The 22,515-nt window shown below is 54.6% G+C and carries 20 protein-coding genes and 1 pseudogene; 12 read left to right on the top strand and 9 right to left on the bottom strand.

The window, feature by feature from the left end; genetic code table 11:
* Positions 1-95: 95 nt before the first annotated feature.
* The 5 genes and pseudogenes from rdgB to rlmJ all read left to right on the top strand — a co-directional run bounded on the left by rdgB (position 96) and on the right by rlmJ (position 3,600).
* The gene (gene rdgB / locus L881_RS0108325; protein WP_025733241.1) at positions 96-695 is read left to right on the top strand and encodes an RdgB/HAM1 family non-canonical purine NTP pyrophosphatase; all 600 of its coding nucleotides are present in this window, start codon (positions 96-98) and stop codon (positions 693-695) included.
* A complete protein-coding gene (hemW, locus tag L881_RS0108320) occupies positions 695-1,864 on the top strand; it encodes a radical SAM family heme chaperone HemW (RefSeq protein WP_025733240.1) in 1,170 nt (389 codons plus the stop codon). Before rdgB ends, hemW begins: the two co-directional genes overlap by 1 nt.
* 120 nt (positions 1,865-1,984) lie before the next feature.
* Entirely contained in the window at positions 1,985-2,701 is a 717-nt protein-coding gene (locus tag L881_RS13440) for an OmpA family protein (RefSeq protein WP_084055455.1), read from the top strand.
* A gap of 69 nt (positions 2,702-2,770) precedes the next feature.
* Positions 2,771-2,935, top strand: a pseudogene (locus L881_RS14125) (23S rRNA (adenine(2030)-N(6))-methyltransferase RlmJ); the annotation flags it as partial.
* Between the two features lie 38 nt (positions 2,936-2,973).
* Positions 2,974-3,600, top strand: coding sequence for a 23S rRNA (adenine(2030)-N(6))-methyltransferase RlmJ (rlmJ, locus tag L881_RS13100; protein WP_245587961.1), 627 nt, complete (start codon positions 2,974-2,976; stop codon positions 3,598-3,600).
* A gap of 96 nt (positions 3,601-3,696) precedes the next feature.
* Here the strand turns inward: rlmJ and L881_RS13095 are convergent, their stop codons facing one another.
* The 5 genes from L881_RS13095 to L881_RS0108285 all read right to left on the bottom strand — a co-directional run bounded on the left by L881_RS13095 (position 3,697) and on the right by L881_RS0108285 (position 9,733).
* The gene (locus tag L881_RS13095; protein WP_034578924.1) at positions 3,697-4,584 is read right to left on the bottom strand and encodes a polysaccharide deacetylase family protein; all 888 of its coding nucleotides are present in this window, start codon (positions 4,582-4,584) and stop codon (positions 3,697-3,699) included.
* A complete protein-coding gene (locus L881_RS0108300) occupies positions 4,584-5,816 on the bottom strand; it encodes a purine-cytosine permease family protein (RefSeq protein WP_025733238.1) in 1,233 nt (410 codons plus the stop codon). Before L881_RS0108300 ends, L881_RS13095 begins: the two co-directional genes overlap by 1 nt.
* A 407-nt stretch (positions 5,817-6,223) precedes the next feature.
* A complete protein-coding gene (locus L881_RS0108295; protein WP_025733237.1) occupies positions 6,224-7,579 on the bottom strand; it encodes an amidohydrolase family protein in 1,356 nt (451 codons plus the stop codon).
* Positions 7,580-7,603: 24 nt separating this feature from the next.
* On the bottom strand, positions 7,604-8,620 hold the full coding sequence (locus tag L881_RS0108290) for an isopenicillin N synthase family dioxygenase (protein WP_025733236.1): 1,017 nt from the start codon (positions 8,618-8,620) through the stop codon (positions 7,604-7,606).
* Positions 8,621-8,713: 93 nt separating this feature from the next.
* The gene (locus L881_RS0108285; RefSeq protein WP_025733235.1) at positions 8,714-9,733 is read right to left on the bottom strand and encodes an ABC transporter substrate-binding protein; all 1,020 of its coding nucleotides are present in this window, start codon (positions 9,731-9,733) and stop codon (positions 8,714-8,716) included.
* Positions 9,734-10,359: 626 nt separating this feature from the next.
* On the opposite strand from L881_RS0108285, the gene L881_RS0108280 reads away from it, so the two are divergent.
* From L881_RS0108280 to L881_RS0108265, 4 genes are read left to right on the top strand one after another with little or no spacing between them, the layout of a single operon-like run.
* Positions 10,360-11,382, top strand: a complete 1,023-nt coding sequence (locus L881_RS0108280) for an ABC transporter substrate-binding protein (RefSeq protein WP_051464844.1) — start codon at positions 10,360-10,362, stop codon at positions 11,380-11,382.
* Position 11,383: 1 nt separating this feature from the next.
* Complete coding sequence (locus tag L881_RS0108275; RefSeq protein WP_025733233.1) at positions 11,384-12,202, top strand: ABC transporter ATP-binding protein; 819 nt, start codon at positions 11,384-11,386, stop codon at positions 12,200-12,202.
* Positions 12,203-12,970: an ABC transporter permease gene (locus L881_RS0108270; RefSeq protein ID WP_025733232.1), complete on the top strand. Its 768-nt coding sequence runs from the start codon at positions 12,203-12,205 to the stop codon at positions 12,968-12,970.
* Positions 12,971-13,029: 59 nt separating this feature from the next.
* Positions 13,030-13,524, top strand: coding sequence for a nucleoside deaminase (locus L881_RS0108265; protein WP_025733231.1), 495 nt, complete (start codon positions 13,030-13,032; stop codon positions 13,522-13,524).
* Between the two features lie 171 nt (positions 13,525-13,695).
* On the opposite strand, the gene L881_RS0108260 is transcribed toward L881_RS0108265, so the two are convergent.
* Positions 13,696-14,424 (bottom strand): NADPH-dependent F420 reductase, encoded by a 729-nt coding sequence (locus tag L881_RS0108260; RefSeq protein WP_051464843.1) that lies wholly within the window; start codon positions 14,422-14,424, stop codon positions 13,696-13,698.
* 149 nt (positions 14,425-14,573) lie between these two features.
* Between L881_RS0108260 and L881_RS0108255 the strand changes: the two genes are divergently transcribed.
* The 3 genes from L881_RS0108255 to tcuC all read left to right on the top strand — a co-directional run bounded on the left by L881_RS0108255 (position 14,574) and on the right by tcuC (position 18,293).
* The gene (locus L881_RS0108255) at positions 14,574-15,851 is read left to right on the top strand and encodes an NTP/NDP exchange transporter (RefSeq protein WP_211238909.1); all 1,278 of its coding nucleotides are present in this window, start codon (positions 14,574-14,576) and stop codon (positions 15,849-15,851) included.
* Between the two features lie 294 nt (positions 15,852-16,145).
* Positions 16,146-16,943 carry a substrate-binding domain-containing protein gene (locus tag L881_RS0108250; protein WP_025733227.1) on the top strand — a complete coding sequence of 266 codons (798 nt, stop codon included), beginning with the start codon at positions 16,146-16,148 and terminating at the stop codon, positions 16,941-16,943.
* A gap of 75 nt (positions 16,944-17,018) precedes the next feature.
* Positions 17,019-18,293 (top strand): tricarballylate/proton symporter TcuC, encoded by a 1,275-nt coding sequence (gene tcuC / locus L881_RS0108245; RefSeq protein ID WP_025733226.1) that lies wholly within the window; start codon positions 17,019-17,021, stop codon positions 18,291-18,293.
* A gap of 248 nt (positions 18,294-18,541) precedes the next feature.
* Here the strand turns inward: tcuC and L881_RS13090 are convergent, their stop codons facing one another.
* From L881_RS13090 to L881_RS0108225, 3 genes are read right to left on the bottom strand one after another with little or no spacing between them, the layout of a single operon-like run.
* Positions 18,542-19,234: a PqiC family protein gene (locus tag L881_RS13090; RefSeq protein WP_025733225.1), complete on the bottom strand. Its 693-nt coding sequence runs from the start codon at positions 19,232-19,234 to the stop codon at positions 18,542-18,544.
* On the bottom strand, positions 19,231-20,886 hold the full coding sequence (gene pqiB / locus L881_RS0108230) for an intermembrane transport protein PqiB (RefSeq protein WP_025733224.1): 1,656 nt from the start codon (positions 20,884-20,886) through the stop codon (positions 19,231-19,233). Before pqiB ends, L881_RS13090 begins: the two co-directional genes overlap by 4 nt.
* Positions 20,883-22,220, bottom strand: a complete 1,338-nt coding sequence (locus L881_RS0108225; RefSeq protein ID WP_025733222.1) for a paraquat-inducible protein A — start codon at positions 22,218-22,220, stop codon at positions 20,883-20,885. The genes pqiB and L881_RS0108225 overlap by 4 nt, the downstream gene beginning before the upstream one ends.
* Between the last annotated feature and the right edge of the window lie 295 nt (positions 22,221-22,515).

Raw genomic sequence — 22,515 nt, 5'->3', positions numbered from 1 at the left:
TGGGGCTGGGATCGCTTTATCATGTTGGTTGTTTCCAGCCCCTGTCTGCCATAGCGGCGTCACGGCCCACCATATATCTATAGGAAGTATGTCGAATGTCATCCATTGAAGTGGTGCTGGCGAGCGCCAATCCCGGTAAATTGCGTGAGTTTGGAGAGCTGCTGACCCCGCTGGGCGTACAGCTCAGCTCGCAAGCCGACTATGGTGTGTACGATGTCGAAGAAACCGGCCTCACCTTTGTCGAAAACGCCCTGATCAAGGCACGCGCTGCCGCACGGGCCAGCGGCAAGGCGGCGCTAGCCGATGACTCGGGGCTGGCCGTTGATGCGTTGAATGGAGCGCCCGGCATTTATTCAGCGCGCTATGCAGGCCAGCCCAGTGATGATCGAGCCAATAACCGCAAACTGCTGGATGCGCTGTCAGAGGTGCCGGAAGGGTTGCGGGGCGCGCGCTACTGGTGTGCGCTGGTCTATTTGCGTCACGCCGATGACCCTGCACCGCTGATCGTTCAGCGCGAATGGCGGGGTGACATTCTATCGCTGCCACGCGGGGAAGGTGGCTTTGGGTATGATTCGCTGTTCTGGCTGCGCGACCGCGAGATGAGTGTTGCTGAGCTGCCGGCATCGGAGAAAAACCGCCTCTCCCACCGTGGTCGTGCGGTAGCGGCGCTGGTTGAAGAGCTACGAGCGCTGTAATGACCGCCCTACCGCCGCTTTCGCTCTACATTCATGTGCCGTGGTGCGTGCGCAAGTGCCCTTACTGTGACTTCAATTCTCACGGCGTTGGGCACAATGCCGAGCTGCCCGAGGATGCGTATATTGATGCGCTGATTGATGATCTGGCGCAGGATCTCGCCATGGTAGAGGCGCGTCCGCTGCACTCGATCTTTATTGGCGGCGGTACGCCCAGCCTGCTCTCTCCGGCGGTCTTCCAGCGTCTTTTCAGCGAAATTCGCGCTCGGATTCCCTTCACGCCTGATATCGAAATTACTCTTGAAGCCAATCCTGGCACCGTCGAGCGCAGCCGCTTTGACGGATTCCGCGAGGCAGGCATCAACCGCCTGTCGCTAGGTATTCAAAGCTTCAACGATGCTCACCTGACCACGCTGGGGCGCATTCATAGCGGCGATGACGCCGAGCAAGCGGTACTGGCGGCCCGTAGCGCGGGCTTCGATAATTTCAACATTGATATCATGCACGGCCTGCCGGGCCAGCGTGTCAGCGATGCGCTGGCGGACATTGAGCGAGCGCTGTCGCTGGCACCTGCGCACCTCTCCTGGTATCAGCTCACGCTTGAGCCAAATACCGAGTTTTACTCCCATCCGCCGCGGTTGCCGGAGGAGGAGACGCTGTTTGATATTCAGGATGAAGGGCATGAACGCTTGAAGCAGGCGGGCTTCGAACGTTATGAAATTTCTGCCTATGCGCGCTCGCCTGCGCAGCGCTCACGCCACAACCTGAACTACTGGCAGTTCGGTGACTATCTGGGGATTGGCGCGGGCGCTCATGGCAAGGTCACGCGCACCGACAATGGCCGGCTGAGTGCGCTGCGGCGCTGGAAAAGCCGACAGCCCGATGCCTATTTGCGCAGGCGCGCTGACCCACGCGGTTATGTGGCGGGTCAGCAGGTGATTGGCGATGATGAGATCGGTCTTGAGTTTCTGCTCAATGCGCTGCGTCTGGTTGAGGGCGTCGAAACTGAACTATGGTCGGCGCGCACGGGTCTATCTCTGGAAGCCCTTGAGCGTGCCACCGCCCGAGTGCGCCAGCGCGGTCTACTTACCCTGAATCAGCGGATAGCGACCAGCGACAAGGGGCTGGCATTTCTGAATGATGTGTTGGCTGATATTGAGCCGCCCGCGTAAGCACCATGGCAGTGCGGCCTGAGGCAGGTATTCGGTGAAGCGCGCTACTTCGCTTGTCAGCTTTTCAGCGGAAATCTGGCGGGCAGCAGGCGTTAACGTCATAATCGCTGAACGTATTCGATGACAGTCGATAAGGATGTCGTGATGAACAAGGTACGGTTAATGCAACGCGGTCTCGCAGTCTCCATGGCGATAATGCTGAGTGCTGTCACCGGGCACGCCGCGGTGGCGGCTCCTGCTGATAACCAGGCGTCGGCAACACAGGGGGCGCGCGTGCTCGATCAGCAGGCGAATCAACTGCGCGAAGGCGTCGCTGGCAGCGGCGCTCAGGTTATTCGTACAGCGACCACCGTGCGTCTGGAAATTCCCAACGCCCTGCTGTTTGGCAACGACTCCAGCACACTCTCCGATAGTGTCAAGCCGGTGCTTGGCAAGGTTGCCTCATCGCTTAGCGACTTCCCGGATACCCAGGTGCTGGTCACGGGCTATACCGACAGTACAGGGAGCGCCAAATACAATCAGCAGCTGTCACAGCTGCGCGCCCAGGCGGTTGCCAACTATCTGACCGAAGGCGGTATTCCCTACAAGCGGCTGCACATCGAAGGCAAGGGCGAGACCAACTTCGTCGCGTCCAACGCCACCAGTGCCGGTCGCCAGAAAAACCGTCGTGTAACCATTACCCTGGTGCCACCGCAATATCGCGATCAGGTCATTCAGGGGCAGATATCGGCTGAGCAGTATGTGCCTGGGCAGCGTGACCCCGATGGCCAACGAGATCCTTCCGGCCAGCAGATTCCCGATCAGACGGTGCCCGGTCAGAATATTCCGGGACAATAATCACTTTGGTGCGCTACACAAGCGCACCGCTTTATACCAACGGCGCGTAGCGCCCGTATGAGATGCTGAATGCTTGCTTACCAACACGCCTACCATGCGGGCAATATCGCCGATGTGCATAAGCACCTGACGCTGTTTGCGCTGACACAACGGTTGCGGGAAAAGAAATCGGCCATTACCTGGGTAGATACCCATGCAGGGCGCGGTATTTATCCTCTGGATAGCGCAGAAACCCAGCGTGGCGGTGAGTTTCTGGAGGGCATTCAGCCGCTATGGCAGCGCCGCGAGAGTTTTCCACCGCAGCATCTTATCCACAGCTGGTTACGCTCAATCCTGACGAGCGTCTGCAATGCTATGCAGGATCGCCCTGGTGGCTGGCTCAGGCGATGCGCAGTGGTGATCGTCTGGAGCTTTACGAATTGCACCCCGGCGAGCATCAACACCTTCAGCAGTTCGATCAGCAGCTACCCCCAGGTGGGCGGCGTCACTTTGGCGACGGCCCCGCTACCCTGCTTCAACATCTGCCGGTGGCTACGCCACGCCTGTGCGTGCTGATTGACCCTTCCTACGAAGTGAAAAGTGATTATCTGGCAGTGGCGGAGACGCTCAAGCGTATCGCCGACAAGGTGCGCCATGCGGTAGTGGCGATCTGGTATCCCCTGCTGGCGGCGCAGCGTCATCTAGAGCTGCTCGACGCAGTACGCGCCAGCGGAGTGCGCAAGGTGCTTCGCAGCGAGCTGATATATGGTGACCCCGAACAGACCCGCGGCATGTACGGTTCAGGCATGCTGGTGCTCAACCCACCCTGGCAGCTCGATCAGCTATTGGCCGAGACAGGCGAACAACTGGCAACGCTCTACTCAGGGCGATCGACGGTAGAGTGGTGGGTGGCGGAGTAGTCGGATCAGCGTTGTCTAGGCTGCGTATCGAGCCATTGCGAATAGTCTGGCCGACTTCCCAGCTCTCCAGCCTAACGATCATCAACACAGCGGACGTTAAGCCTGAAAATGCTCGGCAATTTTGCCCGGTGTGGTCAGCCAGATCTGATCGCGCTGTTCGAGAATACGGGCCAGGGTTTTCTTCAGCAGGTGGAAGCGAAATGGCTGGCCGACAATATAGGGGTGGAGGGCAATGCCCATGACCTGGGGGGTGTGCTGGCTGCGTTCGAGCAACTCTGCGAACTGCCCCTCGATCATCGCGCAGAATGTCTCGATACTTGCGCCATTGGGCACAATAGTAGGGATATCGTTGATTTCCTGAGGGTAAGGAACGGAGATCAACTCACCTTCGCGGGTATGAAAAACACTCGGCATGTCATCGTGAGCCCAATTCAGGGTGTAACCATAGCCGTGCCGGGCCAGTAGCTCCGGAGTCGCGGTACTTTCCGATATCCAGGGCGATAGCCAGCCGCGAATATTCTGTCCTGACCAGGTCTGCAAGCGATGGCGGCAGTAGCGCACCATATCGCTCTCTTCTGACTCCTCAAGCTCCCCTTGGCGCTCGGAATTGGTATGGCCGTGACCAATCAACTCGCTGCCTTCACATGCCAGCCAGGCATCGACCAGTTCGGGACAATAGTCGAGCAGCGAGGTATTGCAGAGCAGCGCGGGGGGAATGTTCAGGCGCTTGAAGAGATCGACGAGATGCCAGGCGCCTACCCTATTGCCGTAGTCGCGCCACGCATAGTTGAGCACATCCAGTTGATTGGAGGGGGCGATTTTGGCGCCTTCACTGTTGCCGAACGCAAAGTGCTCAAGATTCATCGCCACATATAACGCCAGCCCCTTGCCATTCGGCCAGCGCTGTTTGCTGATTTGCGCAGGACTGCGATAGCGGTAGCGATGGTGGTGTTCAATATGTTGCAGCCATCCTTGCCCCGCCATCAGGCGTGTTCCCACCTGACGGCGTTCTGGCCTACCTTTAGACTGATCCAGGAGACGGCCAGCGCGGAAACTATCGAGACCAGCGCGACACTTGCTCCCGGCCACCAGAGGTTGGCACAGCTACCGCAGAGGATGGAGATCAGCCAGGCCAGCAGAAGGCGCCTGGGTGCCGCTTCGGAGTGACCGCTCACCATCCAGCCGATAATCGCGCCACCGATCCCCGGCACCACAATCCCCAGCAGCGCCAGCCAATTGGTCAGCCACTCGGTGATGCCCGCTGTTGCCAGCAGAATACCAATAAGGCCCAGCATGAGCGTCATTGGACGGAAGTTCAGCGGCAGCAACGCACTCCAACCCGCGGTGGCGTTATAAAGCCCGTGTACCGCTACCGATGAGCAGTTGATCACAAAGAAAAGCGCGCCGAAGCTGCCCATCAACGGGCCCCATTGCCCGAGCAGGTGGGAAAAGTCACCATCTGTTGCCGTACCGCTGGCAGCCACGATGCCGCCTAGCAGCATTGGAATCATATTGCCGATAGGGAAGGCGCAGAGTGATGCCAGCACCGCCTGGCGTGGCGTTTTCGACCAGCGAGTGAAGTCAGCGGTCAGGGTGCCCGAGTCGATAAAGGAAGAGATCGCCATGGTCAAACCGGCTCCCAGCGAGAGCATGTTGGTGGAGGAGCCCTGGAAGTGAATCACCTGGCCCCAACTGGCGTGGGTGAAATTGGTCACCATGCTGATCACCGCGACACAGGCAAACAGCAGGATCGAGACGATACTCAACGGTTTGAGCATGCGCATTCCGGCTAACGTCATCAGCATGAATATCACGCCGATGACAATAATCGCAGGGGCAGCAGGCAATCCTGTCAGTTCGGTGACTCCGCGCCCAGCCAGCCCCGTCTGGACCGCAAACCACCCCACGACCAATCCTGACAGAAGAATCGAGACGAGCTTGGCTCCCGAGTGACCAAACAGCCGTTTGGCACTTAAACCAAAGGTTTTTCCCTCCTTGGCCGCCAATGCACTCAGGAACGCGACATAGGCAGCCAGCACCAGGTTACCTAGTACGATCACCAGCATCCCGCGTGCAAACCCCAGCCCACTCACCACCTGGCCGCCGACAAAGGCGCCAATCATGACCATGGGGAACCCCGCCCACACCGCAGCGACGGAGAACAGACTGCGTCTGGCTGATTGCGGAACAGGCTCGTGCTCGTATTCGTTGCTCATCGCTGCGCTTCTTCCATCTCTTGCATGTGTTGCCAGTCACTAGCCGTTACCCGCCATCTGGCTAGTTCCCTGGATGCCTACGATTAGTAAGGCAAATTACATGCCAGAAGAAACAGGCTTAATACGCCGATAATGTGAAGCAACTGCACCAAAATGTCCCGAAAGAGTGCTCAGGCACACCAATATGCACCTTGCCAGCGCATTAAGCTGACCGGCGATCAAAGCGTCGCAGGGAAGGAGCTAGCCATTAGCGGGAAGGGAGCCACCCCACTAAAACCGGTGATCCATGGAGCCACTCCCCTTGGAGAGCGGTACGCAGGAAGCTGATTTTAGTCGCGAATGACGGGTTGAAGCTCCCCGCTTGACTGGTCAGAGGCGCTGTAGCTTGTGCACAGGACTGTCGGGATTCATTGGTGTTTCAGTAGTAACGCGATGCTCTCCTTCACTTCATGTATCAGCCTTTCGTCATCGACTCCCACCACATTGCCGTCGGCCACGACCTGGCGCCCATTTACAAAGCTGTGTTTTACCGTCGTCGGTTCTCCACACATCAGTGGTGCCATTAATGGCGTATGAACAGCACTATGACGAGGTGTATCTATGTCAAAAAGCACCATATCCGCTGCCTTGCCTACTTCGAGAGTACCGACATTCTCCAGGCCAAGAATGCTGGCGCCTCCGGCACTGCCCCATCCCAGAACCTCTTCCGCTCTTGTTGCCTGCGGGCCACCAATAGCGCGGTGGATCAACCAGCACATGTTCAGCTCCTGGAGCATGGAGGCCGACTCGGAAGAAGCCGATCCATCAACGCCAAGGCTAATAGGGACACCAGCATCAGCCATGGCGCGCAAGGGAGCGATACCACTGCCAAGCCGGCAGTTTGAGGTAGGACAGTGACCGATGCCGGTGCCGCTCGCAGCCAATTGGTTAATAGTATGGCGATCACTGTGCACCAGATGGGCAAACCAGATATCGTTACCCAACCAGCCATTACTCGCGGCGTAATCAATAGCTGGCATACCGTATTTGGCCTGGGCCTGCTGTTCGTCGAAGCCAACTTCAAGCAGATGGGAGTGGCGACGCAAGCCATTGCCGCGGGCGTAGTCGCTCAATATCCGCAGTGCTTCCGGCCCGCTTGAGTGCACCAGGCTGGTGGGTGCAACCACTAACCGTGCCATGGCATCGCTCGCCGGGTCGTGATGGCGCTTACGTGTCGCTTCAAGCCTGTCAATCACAAGCTCGATGGACTCCGGCTCCACATGAAGCCCCTGCATCCCCTTGTGGGAGCCAGCTTCAATGGCAAAGCCACGGCACAAGGCAAAGCGGATACCTATCTCCTCCGCTGCCTGCCATACGGCCTCTTCCAGCTCGGGCGATGTATCCCTGTGATAGAGATAGTGATGGTCTGCGCAGGTGGTGACCCCTGAAAGCAGCATTTCATACAGCCCCAGGCGCGCAGCGTGATACATCATGGTGGGCGTAAAGTGCGGCCAGAAGCGCCAGGGCACTGCCTTTAACCATTCGCCCAGAGGCTCATTGATGCCTGCGGGCACGCCCTTCAGCAATGACTGGGCAAGATGGTGATGGGTGCTGACCAACCCAGGCCATACCACGCACCCGCGTCCATCAATCACGGTTTCATCCGGCCGGATGTCCAGCTGGCAACCAATGTCAGCGATTTTGCCAGCACGGATACGAATATCCGTAGCATTCAGGCTCGCGGGTGATACCACACCTACTGCATTACGTATGAGGTAATTCATCTGTCTGTCATCCTGGGCCTGTTTTTATAATGATGCCGCTATCTTTTGCCCCTGTTTTTTGCCGTAGTTGGCTTCAATGCGTTGCTGTAGGTAATCGGCGGCTGTGATCGGCTCATACTTGTGTTCCGGCCCTTGTACAATCTGGTCACGGTTGGCCTGGCAGAAAAATACGGTGCTGAAACGGGGCTTGGTGGCATCTTCAGGCGCTGGCATTCGTACCCGATGCAGGGTGGATTTCAGCTTGTCATCGCTCCAGCGCATCAGCATATCGCCAATATTGCAGGTGATCAGATCATCATGGGCAGCCACGCTGGTCCAGGCGGGGCCTTCACCATTGGCATCGGCGTCATTGCCCGGACACACTTGTAGCCCTCCTTGTCCTTCCCGCTGGAAGACCATCGTCAGGCAATCGAAGTCCGTGTGCGCGCCAGCACGCCACAATGTGGGGTCCTTCGCTATCTCTTCATTGACGGGCAGATAGTGAATCAGACGTAGAGTGCTCTGGTATTCAGGAGAAGAGCGATCATGTGCGCGTGTGAAAAATTCCTTATCGAAGCCAATACGGGTCGCGAAGCAGGACAATACTTGCATACCCAATGCCCACGCCTTGTATTCGAAATCAAGCATCACGCGCTGAAACTCAGGCAAGACCAACTGATCCGGCCAATACCCTTGCATGCGTGACAGCGTGACCTGAAAGGATTCCTTCTGATCCGGGGTATGGGTGGAAGGACGCACCTGCGATTTGAACTCCCAGCCGACGTTTTGCCCCTTCTGTAGCGCAAATTTCCGCTTTTCACTTTCAGGGAGAGAAAAGAAGGCTTGTGAGAGATCAAACGCCTGATGCAGTTCAGCAATGGGAATACCGTGATTGGCTAACTGGAAGAAGCCAACCTCGGTTGCGGCTTGCCATAGCGCATGGGTAATCTCTTCACGCCGGTTCTCGAAATCGCTCAGATCAATAACAGGAATATCACGAGCCTGTTCACGCCCTTGACCGCCCATGGTGCTTTCAAGTTCAAGTTCTTTCATAGTCGCCATTATGTTCTCCAATAAATAACGTTGTTATGCCATGAATTATTGGGAGCAATGCCGGACAACACCACGTCGCCTGCCGCTTCTACTCCATTAGCGCTACTTTGTTGCCGGTGCTTCCGCTGACTTCGTCAGATAACGGGCATCCACCGTACTCAGAGGGTCGTAACTCTCCTCTTCGATACCTTGGCTTTTGGCTGTTAGCTGCCAGGTCGATTTCAGATAGGCAGGCGTAAACTTGCCCAGGCCGTCGCGCTGACTGATGTCGTTATAGACCAGCGGGCGAATCCGGTTGATGGTCTCTTCGGCGGTGGCCTCATCCACTTCAGGCACGATGGAATGAACGGCTTCTGCCGCTTCATGAGGGTGTGCAAAGGTGTATTCGATAGATTGCAGGTAGGCCGTGGAGAAACGCTTGATTACATCAGGATGGGCATCAAGGTAGGCTTGATTGGCGATCACACTGGTCGCGTAGGTTTCAAGGCCATAGTTGTACCATGGCATCATGCGTACACCAGTACCTGCTTCTTTGGCTGCCTGCTCGTAGGTGGCGTAGTCGGTTACCCAGGTGATAACACCATCCACTTGCTTTGTAATCAATAATCCCGCCTGTGCATTAGGATCAGTATTCACCAGATGAATACTGGAGGGATCAATGCCATTTTTCGTAAGTACCAGGGGTAGAAAATAATTCGATGAAGTATTGGTGGCAGTGGCTAACTTCTTGCCCTTTAAATCGTTGATGTTTTTGATCGGACTATCTTCACGTACATAGAAGGCGTGTGGTGCCTGGGTAAAAACAGATAAAAATGCCTTGACCGGCAAGTCTGCGCGCGCCCGCGCTACCATGAGCGCTGTAATATCGGTCAAGCCAATATCTGCGCGGCCACTGGCAATTCGGGTCAGCGCATCATTGGAACCACTGCCCGGTGTTACCGACACATCAAGGTCTTGCTTGGCAAAAAAACCTTTGGCAATACCAACATAGACAGGTGCTTTATCACCACCCGCCAGCCAGTCCAGCTGGAAGTTGATCTTGTCCGTGGCATGCGCCGCAGACGCAAAGCACATGCATATCGCCATAATCGAAGGCGCAATTCCCTGACGCAAAAGACTCATCCTCATCACCTCACACCGTAGTGGCCTAGCGGCACATGTTGTTATAGAGGGACGAGTACAAAAGTGCGGACAACGTGAAGTGTCATTACACCTGAACACGCCCCTGCGTTCCATCACTATGGATAAAACGCGTGCGTGTCTGGCAATGACCTGGGTGAAAGGAACCCTGACAGCTTCTACCAAACTGAATGACCAATTCATAAGTGGGATTGATCAATATCTATTAAGCACGAAGCGTGCCAGTTCAATAAATTCCCTTGGGTGCTACATATACGCAGAGAGGAAGAGTACCCGAGGGAAATTGAACGCGAGCTAAAATGGGGAATGCGCACTATTTTTGTGCAAAAAAATAACAGGTATGGCTGAAACTAAATCAGGCCGAAAGGGGCACCATAAAAACGCGCTATGCCCAGTTTAATAAATACCTTCTCTACAAGGCACCAGCGGGGTTTGCCTCTACATAATGATTCTGTTTTATCTGCAATCATTGTGCTTTCGATATGCAGATATTCCTCTATTTTCTTTGTTTCATGACAGCAGCAGCGTGATGGAGGTTCCGATTGGCAAGCAATTTGCAGTAGAGGATTAGACAACCGTCTTTTACCTTGTGATCAGGAAACGCCCATATGCCTTTGTTACGGACCTCTCTATCGAGGAAACACACTACTATTGCGCTGTCCTGGCTGGCAGGCTCTTTGTTAATGGGGGCAGGTCTCAGCGCGCAGGCCGCCGATCACGTCAGCGTCCAACTGGACTGGTTACCGGCAGGGGACAAGGCATTTATCTATGCAGGCGTAAAAGAGGGTTTTTATAGCAAGGCGGGGCTGGACGTTACCATTCGTCCCGGGCGCGGCTCTTCTGATGCTGTCACCCAGATTGCATCGGGCAATGCAGATGTAGGCACAGCAGGTATCAGCTCATTGATGCAGGCAGCCGCCGAAGGTGGCGTTCCCGTCAAGGCCGTTATGTCGATCTATACCAAACAGCCTGATGCCGTGCTTACCTATGAAGGATCGGGGATTACGGATCTAAACAGCGCCATAGGCAAGAAGATTGCCATGCCAACGTTCTCGTCCTCCAACGATATATGGCCTGCCGTGCTCCAGCATAACAATATCTCCCCTGGCAGCATTACCGAGATCAAGACCGACCCCAGCGGTATGGCACCCATGCTGGCGCAAGGTCGAGTGGATATGACGCTCAACTGGGTCACTCAATCACCGCAAATAGAGGATGTGCTCACTCAGGCGGGCAAGAAGATGGTGACTTTGCCGCTCTCTGACTATGGGCTTGAAGGCTACGGTCTGGCCTTGATGGCGTCCCAGAAGATGATCTCCCAGCGCCCTGATGTATTGAAACGCTTTGTGAAAGCGACCCAGCAAGCGATTGCATTCTCGACCGAGCATCCGGACAAGGCGGCTGAAGATGTCCTGAAGGCTGTTCCTGAAGCTGACGTAGCTGTCATGACCAAGCAGATGAGCAATTCTATTCCGTTGATTAATAACGAGATATCAACGCGCGATGGCATGGGGGCATTTACCCCTTCTTTGCTATCGACCACCTGGCAGTGGGTCGCCAGGTCGATGGATCTCAAGGCGGATGCGGTTGATCCTCAGTCCATTGTCGATACCCGATTCATTGGAGAGTGAAATGAGTCGAGGAATACATGACAACGCTGTCATCAGCCTGAACCAGGTAGACCAGACATTTCATACCCATGATGGGAAGCCGGTAACGGCTTTACAGGGCGTCAACCTGAATATCAAACGCCATGAGTTTGTCTCGTTGATTGGCCCTTCCGGGTGTGGCAAATCCACTATTCTCAGGCTGGTATCAGGCTTATTGATACCTACTGCCGGGCAGGTCTCTATCTTTGGCCTACAGGTATCCGAGCCTCGTGACGAGATCGGGATTGTTTTCCAGAAGGCGACCCTGCTGCCGTGGCTAACCGTGATAGACAACATCACCTTCCCCATGAAGCACAAATACGGTCGGGTGACGGCAGAGGAGAGATCACGCGCGTTTGAACTGCTGGAAATGATCGGCTTAAAGGATTTTGCCGACCGTCATCCCAAAGAGCTTTCCGGTGGCATGCAGCAGCGCGTGGGCATTGCTCGCTCGTTATTACACGATCCTGAAATTCTGCTCATGGACGAGCCGTTTTCTGCACTGGATGCACTCACCCGCGATGAAATGAGTTTTGAACTACTCAGAATCTGGAGCGAGCGTCCCAAAACAGTCGTGTTTGTGACCCACTCCATTCAGGAAGCGTTACTGCTTTCTGATCGGATCGTCGTCATGAGCGCTCGCCCGGGCCAGGTTGCCGACATCATTGATGTACCTTTGGAGCGCCCGCGCACGATGGAGACGCTATCAGACCCGCGTTTCAACACCATGGCCAATGATATTCGTCGTCAGGTATTTAGCCGGAAGCCTGAAGAAAGCACGATAGCAAGAGGAGATGCGTAAATGTCGATGTTACGCCGTTTTGGCTACCGTTATGCGTCCTTCCTCGTATTCATTTTGATGGTGATCGTGTGGGAAGGTGCGTGTGATTTGCTCAAGGTGCCGCCCTATATACTGCCTGCGCCCAGTGCTATTGCCAAAGCCTTCACCACATTGCCGTTGCAACGCTGGTTGCAGCATAGCTGGGCGACAATCGAGGTTGCTCTGCTGGGGTTCATCATGGCAACCATTATTGCCGTGCCACTGGCGATAGCGATCACCCGCTCAAAACTGGCCTCCCGCATCATCATGCCGTGGCTGATCGTGATTCAATCGACGCCTATCGTCGCCATTGCTCCGATTATCGTGGTAACGCTTGGTGCGGGCACCTTCCCTCGAGTGGTCATTACTACGCTGATTTCATTCTTTCCTATTGTGGTTTCTACCGCCACGGGGTTGGCCTCGGTACCTGAAGAGTACACGGAGCTTTCACGTTCACTACGGGCACCACAGAGTCGCGAATACTGGCAAATCCGCATGCCTTATACCCTGCCCTATATATTCAGTGCCCTGCGTGTAGCCATCACCCTGTCTATCGTCGGTGCTGTTGTTGCCGAGTTCGTTGCGGCTGAACATGGCCTGGGCTATCTCATTCTGTTCTCTACGTCATCATTCAAGATTGCCACTGCGTTTGCCGCCTTGATGCTATTGATCATGTCCAGCCTGCTTCTCTATGGAGCATTGACGGTCTTGCAACGGCGCCTGTTTCCATGGAGTGAGCAGCGTAACTAGCCGCTGATACAAAATAGGCAGCCCACTATTTACAGCACTACTACATAACTGGAATCAGGATGAATACGCCACAGGAACCTTCTTCAGCGCAGATTCTGAAGCATTTACGCCGTTCGAACGCGATTGCGCTGGAAGCCATTGAACAGGGGCATCACCCTTTCGGGGCATTATTGATAGGCCCTGATAATGAAACCGTATTGATGGAACAAGCCAACATCGACACGGTAAATCATGCCGAATCCACATTGGCAAGGCGCGCAGCGGAACGTTTCGATCCCGATTATCTCTGGCAATGTACGCTTTATACGGCAGTAGAACCCTGCTGTATGTGCTCAGGCACCATCTATTGGGCCAATATAGGCAGAGTGGTTTATGGCATGGAAGAGAGGGATCTTCTCAAGGCGACCGGAGCTCATCATGAAAACCCTACTCTGGATATCAGCGCCCATTATGTATTTAGCCATGGGCAGAAACCGGTCAAAGTGATGGGGCCTATCGAAGGTGTTATTGAGGAGACATCCCGCATGCAGCACGATTTCTGGTCTCAACGCTAGCACTATCAGCAGGTGGGCAGGCCGAGTCTGTCACTCTGTCCGCCTTTGCTTCCTTCATTTAATTAATGTGTACAACAAAAACGCCTGAATGCCCATGTGAGCATTCAGGCGGGCGCAATGAATCGGCTGAGTGGCTTTTCAAAGCGCTATATGTAGCGAGCTGCTACGTGATTAATTAAGCGCAGACTTCAACTGGTCAGGTGACATGGGGTTCAGGAAAACGCTAGAGCTGGGATCAAAGCGCTTCGAAGTGCTGAGCCCGCCTGCGACTACTGGCACGAAACCAGCATCCTTGATCAATTGTGAGACCACTTCGATGGCGTGCTGATCGTCAGAAGCCAGCGGGATACCAACGGGATCAGAGCTGCCGGCCTGTCCTGAAAGCGTGCCCATGGCAAGCGTGTTGAAGGCGCGTACCAGGTGTTGCGTTCCCAGCGCTTTGGCTGACACTTCTCCTGAGCTGGATGACGCTGCCTGAGAGGCCATCTCGCCATCGCGGCTTGGGTATGGGTTGGAGGGGTCAAGCACTACCTTGTCGGCCAGCAGTTTGCCTTCCGATTTCCCGATATCGGGCAGAGCACTAAAAGGCACTGCGGTAACCACCACATCCCCATAGCGCGCGGCTTCTTCCGGTGTACCAACCTTGGCACCCAACGCTTGCGCGGTATCTGAGATTTCATCCGGATGGCGCGATGAGATCATGACCGGATGACCGGACTTGATCCAGAGCTGGGCCAGGGTCTGCCCTACTGAACCGGCACCAATGATGCCGATACGCTCCGAATCTGCCTGCGCTGGTTGGCTCAATAGCACACCGACTACCCCGACCCCCACTACGGCAGTAGTCACTCCGGTCACTAAACGGCGAAAAACGGAATGCGTGTGATGGCGTAACGTCATGGGTAAACAGCCTCCTTGACTTAGGGTTGTCTTAAGATATTTACTCCCATGCGCAATGTTGTAAAGCCCCGTCGCTCAAATTATGTGGGATCGCAGCATTCTGTATTGGTAACGTTTTCATCGTACTCGATCGAGGAATGGTGAGATTGATGCTTGGATGGTTGGTAAGCAAGGCAGTGGATGTACGTAGTACTGAAATCAAGGCACTGTGCTGGGCCTGGTTGTATTCGTGGTCACTGCTGCTGGCCTACTATGTGCTGAGGCCCATTCGTGACGCCATGGGCAGCAGCGGTGGCGTACACAACCTGCCGTGGCTGTTCGCCTGCACTCTGATCACCATGCTGGTCCTCAACCCGATATTTGCATGGCTGATTAACCGCTGGCCCCGGGAGCGCTTCGTCGCCATCGCCTACCGCTTCTTCGAGCTGAATCTAGTGCTGTTTATTCTGGCGCTATGGTTTGCATCTCCCGAGCAGTTCCTGTGGATTGGCCGCGTCTTTTTCGTGTGGGTCTCCGTCTTCAATCTGTTTGTTGTATCGGTCTTCTGGTCGCTGGTGGATGATGTATTCACCAGTGAACAGGGCAAGCGTCTGTTTGGTTTTATCGCAGCGGGTGCCACCTTGGGCGGTGTGGTTGGCTCACTTATGACCTATGCGCTGGTGGGAGCAATCGGGCAGCCCGGTATGCTGATGCTGGCGATCGTATTGCTGGAGCTGGCGGTGCTGGCAAGCAAGCGGTTATTGCATCACAGCAGCGACTTCAATGGCGTGGAACGTACCCGCCACGATGAACAGGTGGCATCGGGCTGCGTGCTGGAGGGGCTCAAAGCCACATTCAAATCCCCCTACCTGTTAGGGATTGGTGGCTACATCCTGCTCTATTCGATTACCTCGACCTTCCTTTACTTCCAGCAGGCCCAGGTCGCCAGCAGCGGCTTTTCATCGGAAGAGCTCAGGGTTCGCTTTTTCGCGAATATTGATCTGTGGGCCAATATGCTCACGCTGATTTTACAGATATGGATTACCGGCCGCTTGACCAAGTGGCTGGGAGTAGGCGTTGTCATTGCGCTGTTGCCACTGGTGTCGATGATCGGATTTTCTGCGCTGCTACTATGGCCTACCGCCGGTGTACTGATGGTGGTTCAGGTGCTGCGCCGCGTCAGTAACTTCGCCTTCGCCCGACCCGCCCGCGAAGTGCTGTTTACGGTGATACCGCGGGAAGAGCGTTACAAGGCGAAGAACTTCATTGATACCGTGGTCTATCGCAGCGGCGATCAACTGGGGAGCTGGTCCTACGCACTGCTATCCATTGCAGGAATGGGCATTGCCGGCATCTCGGCCACCGCCCTGCCCATTGTTATCGGCTGGCTCTGCCTGAGTGGCTGGCTGGGCTACCGCCAGAAACGCGCAGAGGGAGAGGTAGGCTGATGTTGGGGGCTATGGGCCTGGGCGCGCCCAACATGCGCGGGTTCACGGTAGCGGGCTCATGAATCGAATAGGAACTCCGATACTGCGTGAGTTTGCAGCTCTGTCTGGTTGAACAAGTGGAGACGGGTGGACACACAGCAAGGCTGCTGACTTCCTTTTTACATTCAGGCGCCGTGAGAGCGAAATTCCTCCCTCGGTTACCGTGCTCCATATCCACTAATGGCTCATTGAGATACTTCACTATCGGAGAATAATATCGTTCATATTTTATTAAGGTAAATTCAGGAGAGCCGCATGAAAGAAAGGCTGGCAGCATTGGTAGTTCTTACCTGTATCTTTTCTGCTCCATCATCATGGGCAGCAGAACAAACGCTTGAGGTATGGGTTTCGGGTGGTCTCATGCCGGTGATACAGGAAATTGCTCCTACCTATGAACATGCCAAAGGCGTGCACCTGGATATTAAGGCGGCTCCTTCCATGGGAGTAACACCACAAAGTGTGCCTGAGCGTTTCGCGCATCACGAGAAGGTCGATGTGTTGGTAATGGTGGATGCAGGAATTGATCCGCTAATTAAGCAGGGCTGGGTAGATACGGAATCTCGCACGCCGCTTGCTGAATCCTATATTGGTATGGCTGTACCGGCAGGACAGCCAATTCCCGACATTTCCACACCCGACAAGTTAAAAAGAGTATTGCTAAAAGCCAGACATGTAGTTTATTCCGATAGTGCCAGCGGTCGTTATATCTCCGGTACATTATTCAAAAAGCTAGGCATTGAATCAGAAATGAAAGGGAAGGCAGAACAAATTCAGGCAACGCCTGTGGGCAGCATTGTTGCTCAAGGAAAAGCTGATATTGGTTTTCAACAGCTTTCTGAATTGAATGCAGTCCCGGGTATCTCTATCGTGGGACTACTTCCCAAGTCCGTACAGAAAATGACGCTGTATTCAGGCATCGAGTCTAGCGACAGCCAGCAGAAGGATGCTTCAAGTGAATTTATCCAATATCTTCAATCCAAAGATGTTGCTCGTGTTATAGAGACCAAGGGAATGAAAGCAGTCCCATCTTATACTAACTTGGATGTTAAATAATTGAGTTGTATTTTTAATTTGAATAAAAATGCCAGATAATATCAACAAAATCGTAGCGTCGAGTTGAAAATTAAAATGAATAGATCAGCTATAAGCAATGCATTCAAGGCATGCTGCGGGAACTTCTTCGAGATGTATGATTTCATGGTCTATGGAATATTTTCATCAATTATCTCAAAGGTTTTTTTTGTCAATCACTCTGAATATTTATCGTTGATCATGACACTGGCAGTGTTCGGTGTTGGTTTCCTGATGCGTCCGATTGGAGCGGTGGTACTGGGATCGTATACCGATAGACATGGTCAGCGTGCAGGATTGATCCTGGCCCTTGGACTGATGGGGTTAGGAACGGCAATGATTGCGTTAGTGCCTAGCTACCACAGTATTGGCATAGCGGCGCCATTGATTGTATTGACGGGAAGGTTGATTCAGGGATTTTCTGCCGGAGTCGAACTAGGTAGTGTGTCAACGTATTTACATCGTATTGCACCCGCCAATAAAAAAGGTCTATATGTTAGTTGGCAGTCGGGTAGCCAACAGGTAGCGGTGTTGGTAGCGGCATTAATTGGCGCCGCACTGAATACCCATCTTTCTGATGAGCAGATGCTAAATTGGGGATGGCGTATTCCTTTCTTTTTTGCTTTATTATTGTTGCCAGTCTTTTTTTGGTTACGTGCTTCCATGGATAACGTGGAATCAGAACAGGAAGCACATCATCATCGACTCGGATTTATCGATACTCTGAAGGGCCTCTGTCAGCATTATAAACGGGTGTGTCTAGGGGTAATGCTGGTCATTATGACCACTGTATCGTTTTATATGATTACTTCATACACGGCGACCTATGGAAAACAAGAATTACATCTATCGTTGACTGCTGGATTGGTGGTGACGGTCATGGTTGCTATTTCCAATCTGGTCTGGTTGCCGATAGGCGGCGCACTTTCTGACCGTTTTGGTCGTCGCCCATTGCTGATTTTCAGCAGTGTCATAATGCTTGTCACTGCATGGCCAGCCATGAGTTGGTTAGTACAAGCTCCTGATTTTTCCAAGTTGTTGCTCGTTGAGCTTTGGCTATCGTTTCTTTATGGCATCTACAACGGCGCTATGATTGTTACGCTGGCAGAGCTTATGCCTGCAATACTTCGTACCACGGCATTTTCACTTGCCTATAGTCTGGCAACCTCCATATTTGGTGGTAATACACCTCTGATCTCTACTTGGCTTATCCATGAAACAGGCTCGACAGCTGCACCTGCCATAGTATTGTGTTTCGCTGCTTTGATTGCATTGGTAGCCACTCTTTTCCTCAAGACTGAGATGTTGAAGGAAGAGAGGCTGAAGATATGACCACTTGATTTGGCATAGTGACGAATCGTCTCGAATCATAGCCTCTCCATCCATAAATCTCAGCCCCGCCTGCGTATCAAGGTGTGACGTGGCAAATCCGGCTCATTATTCGAAGGATATTGCTATCGCCATTTACGAGGTGCAGCGTGAAGCCTCCGCCGGGCTGCCTTCCCCTTCCCTATGCGATAAAAAACGCCGTGATCTTGCGATCACGGCGCTCCTGTCAGCAGCTTTGCGGCGATAATACGCTATTCGCTCGTGCTAGCTGACGGTGAGGAGGTATGCGGTTCTCCAATCAATATCGGCTTGCTGGCTGCGGCATTGCGCTGCTCTGAGGCGGCATAACCATCGAGTGAGACAGCAATTTGCTGAGCGGCTTGCTGCCAGGCATCCCCTAGCGCAGAGACCAGTGCTTCGTAGCCATCCTCTTTGAGCGGCACGCTGACATCAATGGGCTTGTCGAGCAGCGTATGCTGTGCCGCGTCGTATAGCTGATAGCGGCCCTGAATCACCGCCTTGCCGTCATAACGCCCCTGGAATTGCGAGAGCTTTATCACTACGCGCTGCGCATTGCGGTTATCGGCGCCAGTGGGTAGCACCTGGGCGTAACCCAGACGCTGATCCAGCGAGCTGCGTAGCTGTGAGGTCAGCTGCTCCGATAGATCATCGGCCCACAGGTTGAGCTGTGCTTCGCTGTATTCCACCGGACTGGTCTGGTACACGATGCCCGATCCGCTCAAATAGGAAGAGAGCGATACCGGTGCCACACTCAGCGGCGTGCGTGACTGCGCGGTGGTCTGCTTCTGTAGCGGCGGTTGGGTTGCGCTGGGCAGGTTGTAGTAGTGCATGTCTACTGCCCCGCCGCCGCATCCGCTCAGCAGCGCCAGCAGTGAGAGTGCTGCGCCGGAGCGCAGCAAATGGGTAGCAAGAGAAGGTGTCATGGCTGTGCCTTGGGTTCTGGGTCACTGTTGCCGCTGCGATTGAAGATCAGCGAATTCGGTTTCTCACTGATCGCACGCACGGCTGGTTGCAGGTTACGCAGCAATTGCTGAAGTTGCTGAATGGTGCCCTGTAGCTCGCCATACGCCTGCGACTGCGGATTGAAGCCTTCCAGCGTGCGGTTGGCCGATTCGAGCGTGCTTCTTACATCCTTCGGCATCGCCTTGGTGGCCGGGTCGTTAAGCAGCTCATTGACGCCCTGGGTTGTTGAGTTGAGCTGTTTCAACAGTTCGGTCGAGTTGTTCAGCGTCTGATTGACGCCGTTCACGGTGCCCTGCATATCCAGTGCATTCACCTTCTCAAGCAGGTTGGATACCTGACCGGTAATCTGGCTATAGCCGCTCTGCGTGCTCGGGAAGACTTGCACGCCTTCAAACTCGCTCTGGGTCGCCTTGGTTTTCGCCGCACTTTCCTTATCGACAAAGCTGAGATCAATATAGAGTGCGCCGGTCACGATATTGGCGGTCGCCAGCGATGCGCGCATGCCGTGACCTGTCCACTGCGCGAGCATTTTTTTCCATTTTTCCACATCTTCTCCGGTGACCACTGGCTGCAAGCGCTGTGGTTCGATCCGAATTAGCACGGGAATACGGAAGCCGTTGATGTGGTTGACCGCCAGGCGATTGATACGCCACGGCATCTCGACCACCGTACCGATACGCACGCCGCGGTATTCAACCGGCGCTCCCACCGAGAGACCGCGAATGGAGTCGTCGAGCAGTACCACAAACTGTATGTACTGGTTGTAGCTGCCCTGCTCAGCCAATTCCTGGGTCGGGAAGAGCTGGAAGTGCGTACCGTCATCGACGGTGGAACCAGGATCAACGCCGTGATTGACGTCGAAGGTTACGCCGCCACTCAGCAGTGTTTCCAGTGATCCCAGCTGCATGTTGAAGCCGGAAGCTGAAATATCGAAGTCAATGCCCGAGGTGACCCAGAAGTGGGTATTGGCAGTCACCATGCTGGCATAACGCTTAAAGATGTAGAGATCGTAATGCACCATGCGCTCATCCGGATCGAAGCGCGATGCTTCTACACGACCGACGGTGTAGCCCTGGAAGACAACCGGATCACCAATCGACAGCGCATTGCCGTTTTTGCTGTCCAGGTGAATACGCAGGCCGCCTGCATCGGAGGGGGCCACAGGGGGTTGGTCGAGCATGTTAAATTCAGTTACGCTGCCATCACCGCCAACGTCGGGCTGCATCTCGATATATGCCCCCGAAAGCACGGTATTCAGGCCGCTGATGCCGTCCCTGCCGATGCGTGGTTTCACCACCCAGAACTTGGTTTGATCGCCCAGCAGGCGCTCAGCGTCACGGTCCATACGGGCCTTGATCACGGCATGGCTGGCATCGTCTGAAAGATCGACCGACTGGACTTCCCCCACATCCACGCTACGGGCGCGGATCTTGGTACCGCCCTGAATGCCATCGGCGTTCTGAACGGTCATGGTGACCATGGGGCCGCGCTCGCTGAAGCTGTGAGCGACCATCCATATGCCGATCAACAGCGCGATTAACGGTACGAACCATACGGGCGAAATATAGTCGCCCAGTCTTCTGATTCGTGACTTTTGAGCATCTTCACTCATTGAGAGAAATCCTGTCCTAAAGCGGATTGGGAGACCCTTGCTTCGTCTTTGTCGGGAACGGCATCGTCGGCCTTATGCTCCAATGCGTCCCATAGCAAGCGGGGGTCGAACTGCATTTCAGCCACCATGGTGATCAGCACCACCAGGGCAAAGGCAATAATTCCCTTCCCTGGCACGATCTGCATGATTTGGCCCAATTGCACCATGGTTGTCAGTACGGTGACCACAAAAACGTCGATCATTGACCAGCGGCCAATAAATTCGACGATGTGGTACAGCTTCATGCGCGCTCGCATCCGCGAGGGATACGGCTGCTTGGTCTTGCGACATAGCCACAGCAGGGCGATGACCTTGGCCACCGGCACCATGATACTGGCGAAGAAGATCACCAGCGCGACGGGAAAATCTCCCGAAGAGAGCAGCAACAACACCCCACTGATAATGGTTTGGCCTTCGCTACTGCCAACGCTGGTGATGTTCATCACGGGCAGCGCCATGGAGGGGATGTAGAGCAGCGCCGAGGTAATTACCAGAGCCAGGGTGATCTGGATACTGTAAGGCGTGCGCGCCCGCAACGGATCGCCACAGCGCTGGCAGGTGCCTCGCCCACGCTCATCGACCTTGCCCGGCTGTCCGCAGGAGCGGCAGCCCGTTACCCCCTGCATAAGCCCTGGCTCACCGGCACGTAGCGGCAGTGGCTGGAAGGGGCCGCAGTGACGCTCGAAAAGCGCACCGTAGTCGATACTCTGCATGGCACAGATCAGCAGCAGCGCAAAGAGGCAGAAGGGAATGAAGGCCAGTTCGAAACCGATGGTAGCCAGTGACATGATCTTGACCAGACTGACCAGCACACCCACCACAAAGATATCGGACATGACCCACGGCTGCATATACCTGAGTGCTTTGGTAAGAAAGCGACCACCCGGTGCGGGGGTATGGGAAATGGCACCGAGATGCAGGTAAATCACAATACCGAGAAAGGCAAACGGCAGTATCAATACCCCGATCAGGTAGCAATATGACAGAAACCCATAGCCGTATTGATAAGGTATGAGCAGGGCATCGGGCAGCGACATGGCCTTGCTGATGCCGGAGGATTCAAACGAGATAAACGGGAAATAGAGCGACACCAGACCTAACATCACCGCCGCCACTGAATAGGCAAATGGCGCACTGAAGCGTCGGTGCATGTGCTTGGCCAGGGTGTGGCCGCAGCGCGGACAGCGCGCCCGTTCGCCGCGTTGTAGCTGCGGTACGCGAGACACAAAATCACACTCGGTGCATACGTGGGTGTGATGCACGTGCTCGCAGGATGGCTGCGCGTCTGCGCTCATGGCATATCACCAGGTAATTGAAGCGAGCCGCTGGGGGATAGAGCGTCACTTATGACAGTGGCGACGGCAGTAACAGCGGTCATCTTGAACATAAAAAAGTGCCACAGCCTCATGATACGACGGCATCCCGTTTTGCATGCAAGTGTGTATGTTTCTTTGGGGCCATTGTAAAGGGTTCGTGAAGTCATTGACATCCTCGCGAGTGTGAAAGCTGGAACACGCCGCCTGGCATGGCTCTTTCGTGCTGCATCAACAGGAATACCCTGAAAAGGAAGCAGGACGGCTCTGGACGCCG

It is taken from the genome of Carnimonas nigrificans ATCC BAA-78 (assembly GCF_000526695.1).
Classification (GTDB): Bacteria; Pseudomonadota; Gammaproteobacteria; order Pseudomonadales; family Halomonadaceae; genus Carnimonas; species Carnimonas nigrificans.
This window is presented reverse-complemented; position numbering and strand designations above follow the sequence as displayed.

Coding starts and splice junctions, on each gene's coding strand:
- pqiB (WP_025733224.1), bottom strand. CDS start 20,886: ATGAGTGAAGATGCTCAAAAGTCACGAATCAGAAGACTGGGCGACTAT.
- L881_RS0108225 (WP_025733222.1), bottom strand. CDS start 22,220: ATGAGCGCAGACGCGCAGCCATCCTGCGAGCACGTGCATCACACCCAC.
- hemW (WP_025733240.1), top strand. CDS start 695: ATGACCGCCCTACCGCCGCTTTCGCTCTACATTCATGTGCCGTGGTGC.
- L881_RS13095 (WP_034578924.1), bottom strand. CDS start 4,584: ATGGCGGGGCAAGGATGGCTGCAACATATTGAACACCACCATCGCTAC.
- L881_RS0108270 (WP_025733232.1), top strand. CDS start 12,203: ATGTCGATGTTACGCCGTTTTGGCTACCGTTATGCGTCCTTCCTCGTA.
- L881_RS0108260 (WP_051464843.1), bottom strand. CDS start 14,424: ATGACGTTACGCCATCACACGCATTCCGTTTTTCGCCGTTTAGTGACC.
- L881_RS13440 (WP_084055455.1), top strand. CDS start 1,985: ATGACAGTCGATAAGGATGTCGTGATGAACAAGGTACGGTTAATGCAA.
- L881_RS0108255 (WP_211238909.1), top strand. CDS start 14,574: ATGCTTGGATGGTTGGTAAGCAAGGCAGTGGATGTACGTAGTACTGAA.
- tcuC (WP_025733226.1), top strand. CDS start 17,019: ATGAATAGATCAGCTATAAGCAATGCATTCAAGGCATGCTGCGGGAAC.
- L881_RS0108290 (WP_025733236.1), bottom strand. CDS start 8,620: ATGGCGACTATGAAAGAACTTGAACTTGAAAGCACCATGGGCGGTCAA.
- L881_RS0108285 (WP_025733235.1), bottom strand. CDS start 9,733: ATGAGTCTTTTGCGTCAGGGAATTGCGCCTTCGATTATGGCGATATGC.
- L881_RS13090 (WP_025733225.1), bottom strand. CDS start 19,234: ATGACACCTTCTCTTGCTACCCATTTGCTGCGCTCCGGCGCAGCACTC.
- L881_RS0108265 (WP_025733231.1), top strand. CDS start 13,030: ATGAATACGCCACAGGAACCTTCTTCAGCGCAGATTCTGAAGCATTTA.
- L881_RS0108295 (WP_025733237.1), bottom strand. CDS start 7,579: ATGAATTACCTCATACGTAATGCAGTAGGTGTGGTATCACCCGCGAGC.
- rlmJ (WP_245587961.1), top strand. CDS start 2,974: ATGGCAGCGCCGCGAGAGTTTTCCACCGCAGCATCTTATCCACAGCTG.
- rdgB (WP_025733241.1), top strand. CDS start 96: ATGTCATCCATTGAAGTGGTGCTGGCGAGCGCCAATCCCGGTAAATTG.
- L881_RS0108300 (WP_025733238.1), bottom strand. CDS start 5,816: ATGAGCAACGAATACGAGCACGAGCCTGTTCCGCAATCAGCCAGACGC.
- L881_RS0108280 (WP_051464844.1), top strand. CDS start 10,360: ATGCCTTTGTTACGGACCTCTCTATCGAGGAAACACACTACTATTGCG.
- L881_RS0108275 (WP_025733233.1), top strand. CDS start 11,384: ATGAGTCGAGGAATACATGACAACGCTGTCATCAGCCTGAACCAGGTA.
- L881_RS0108250 (WP_025733227.1), top strand. CDS start 16,146: ATGAAAGAAAGGCTGGCAGCATTGGTAGTTCTTACCTGTATCTTTTCT.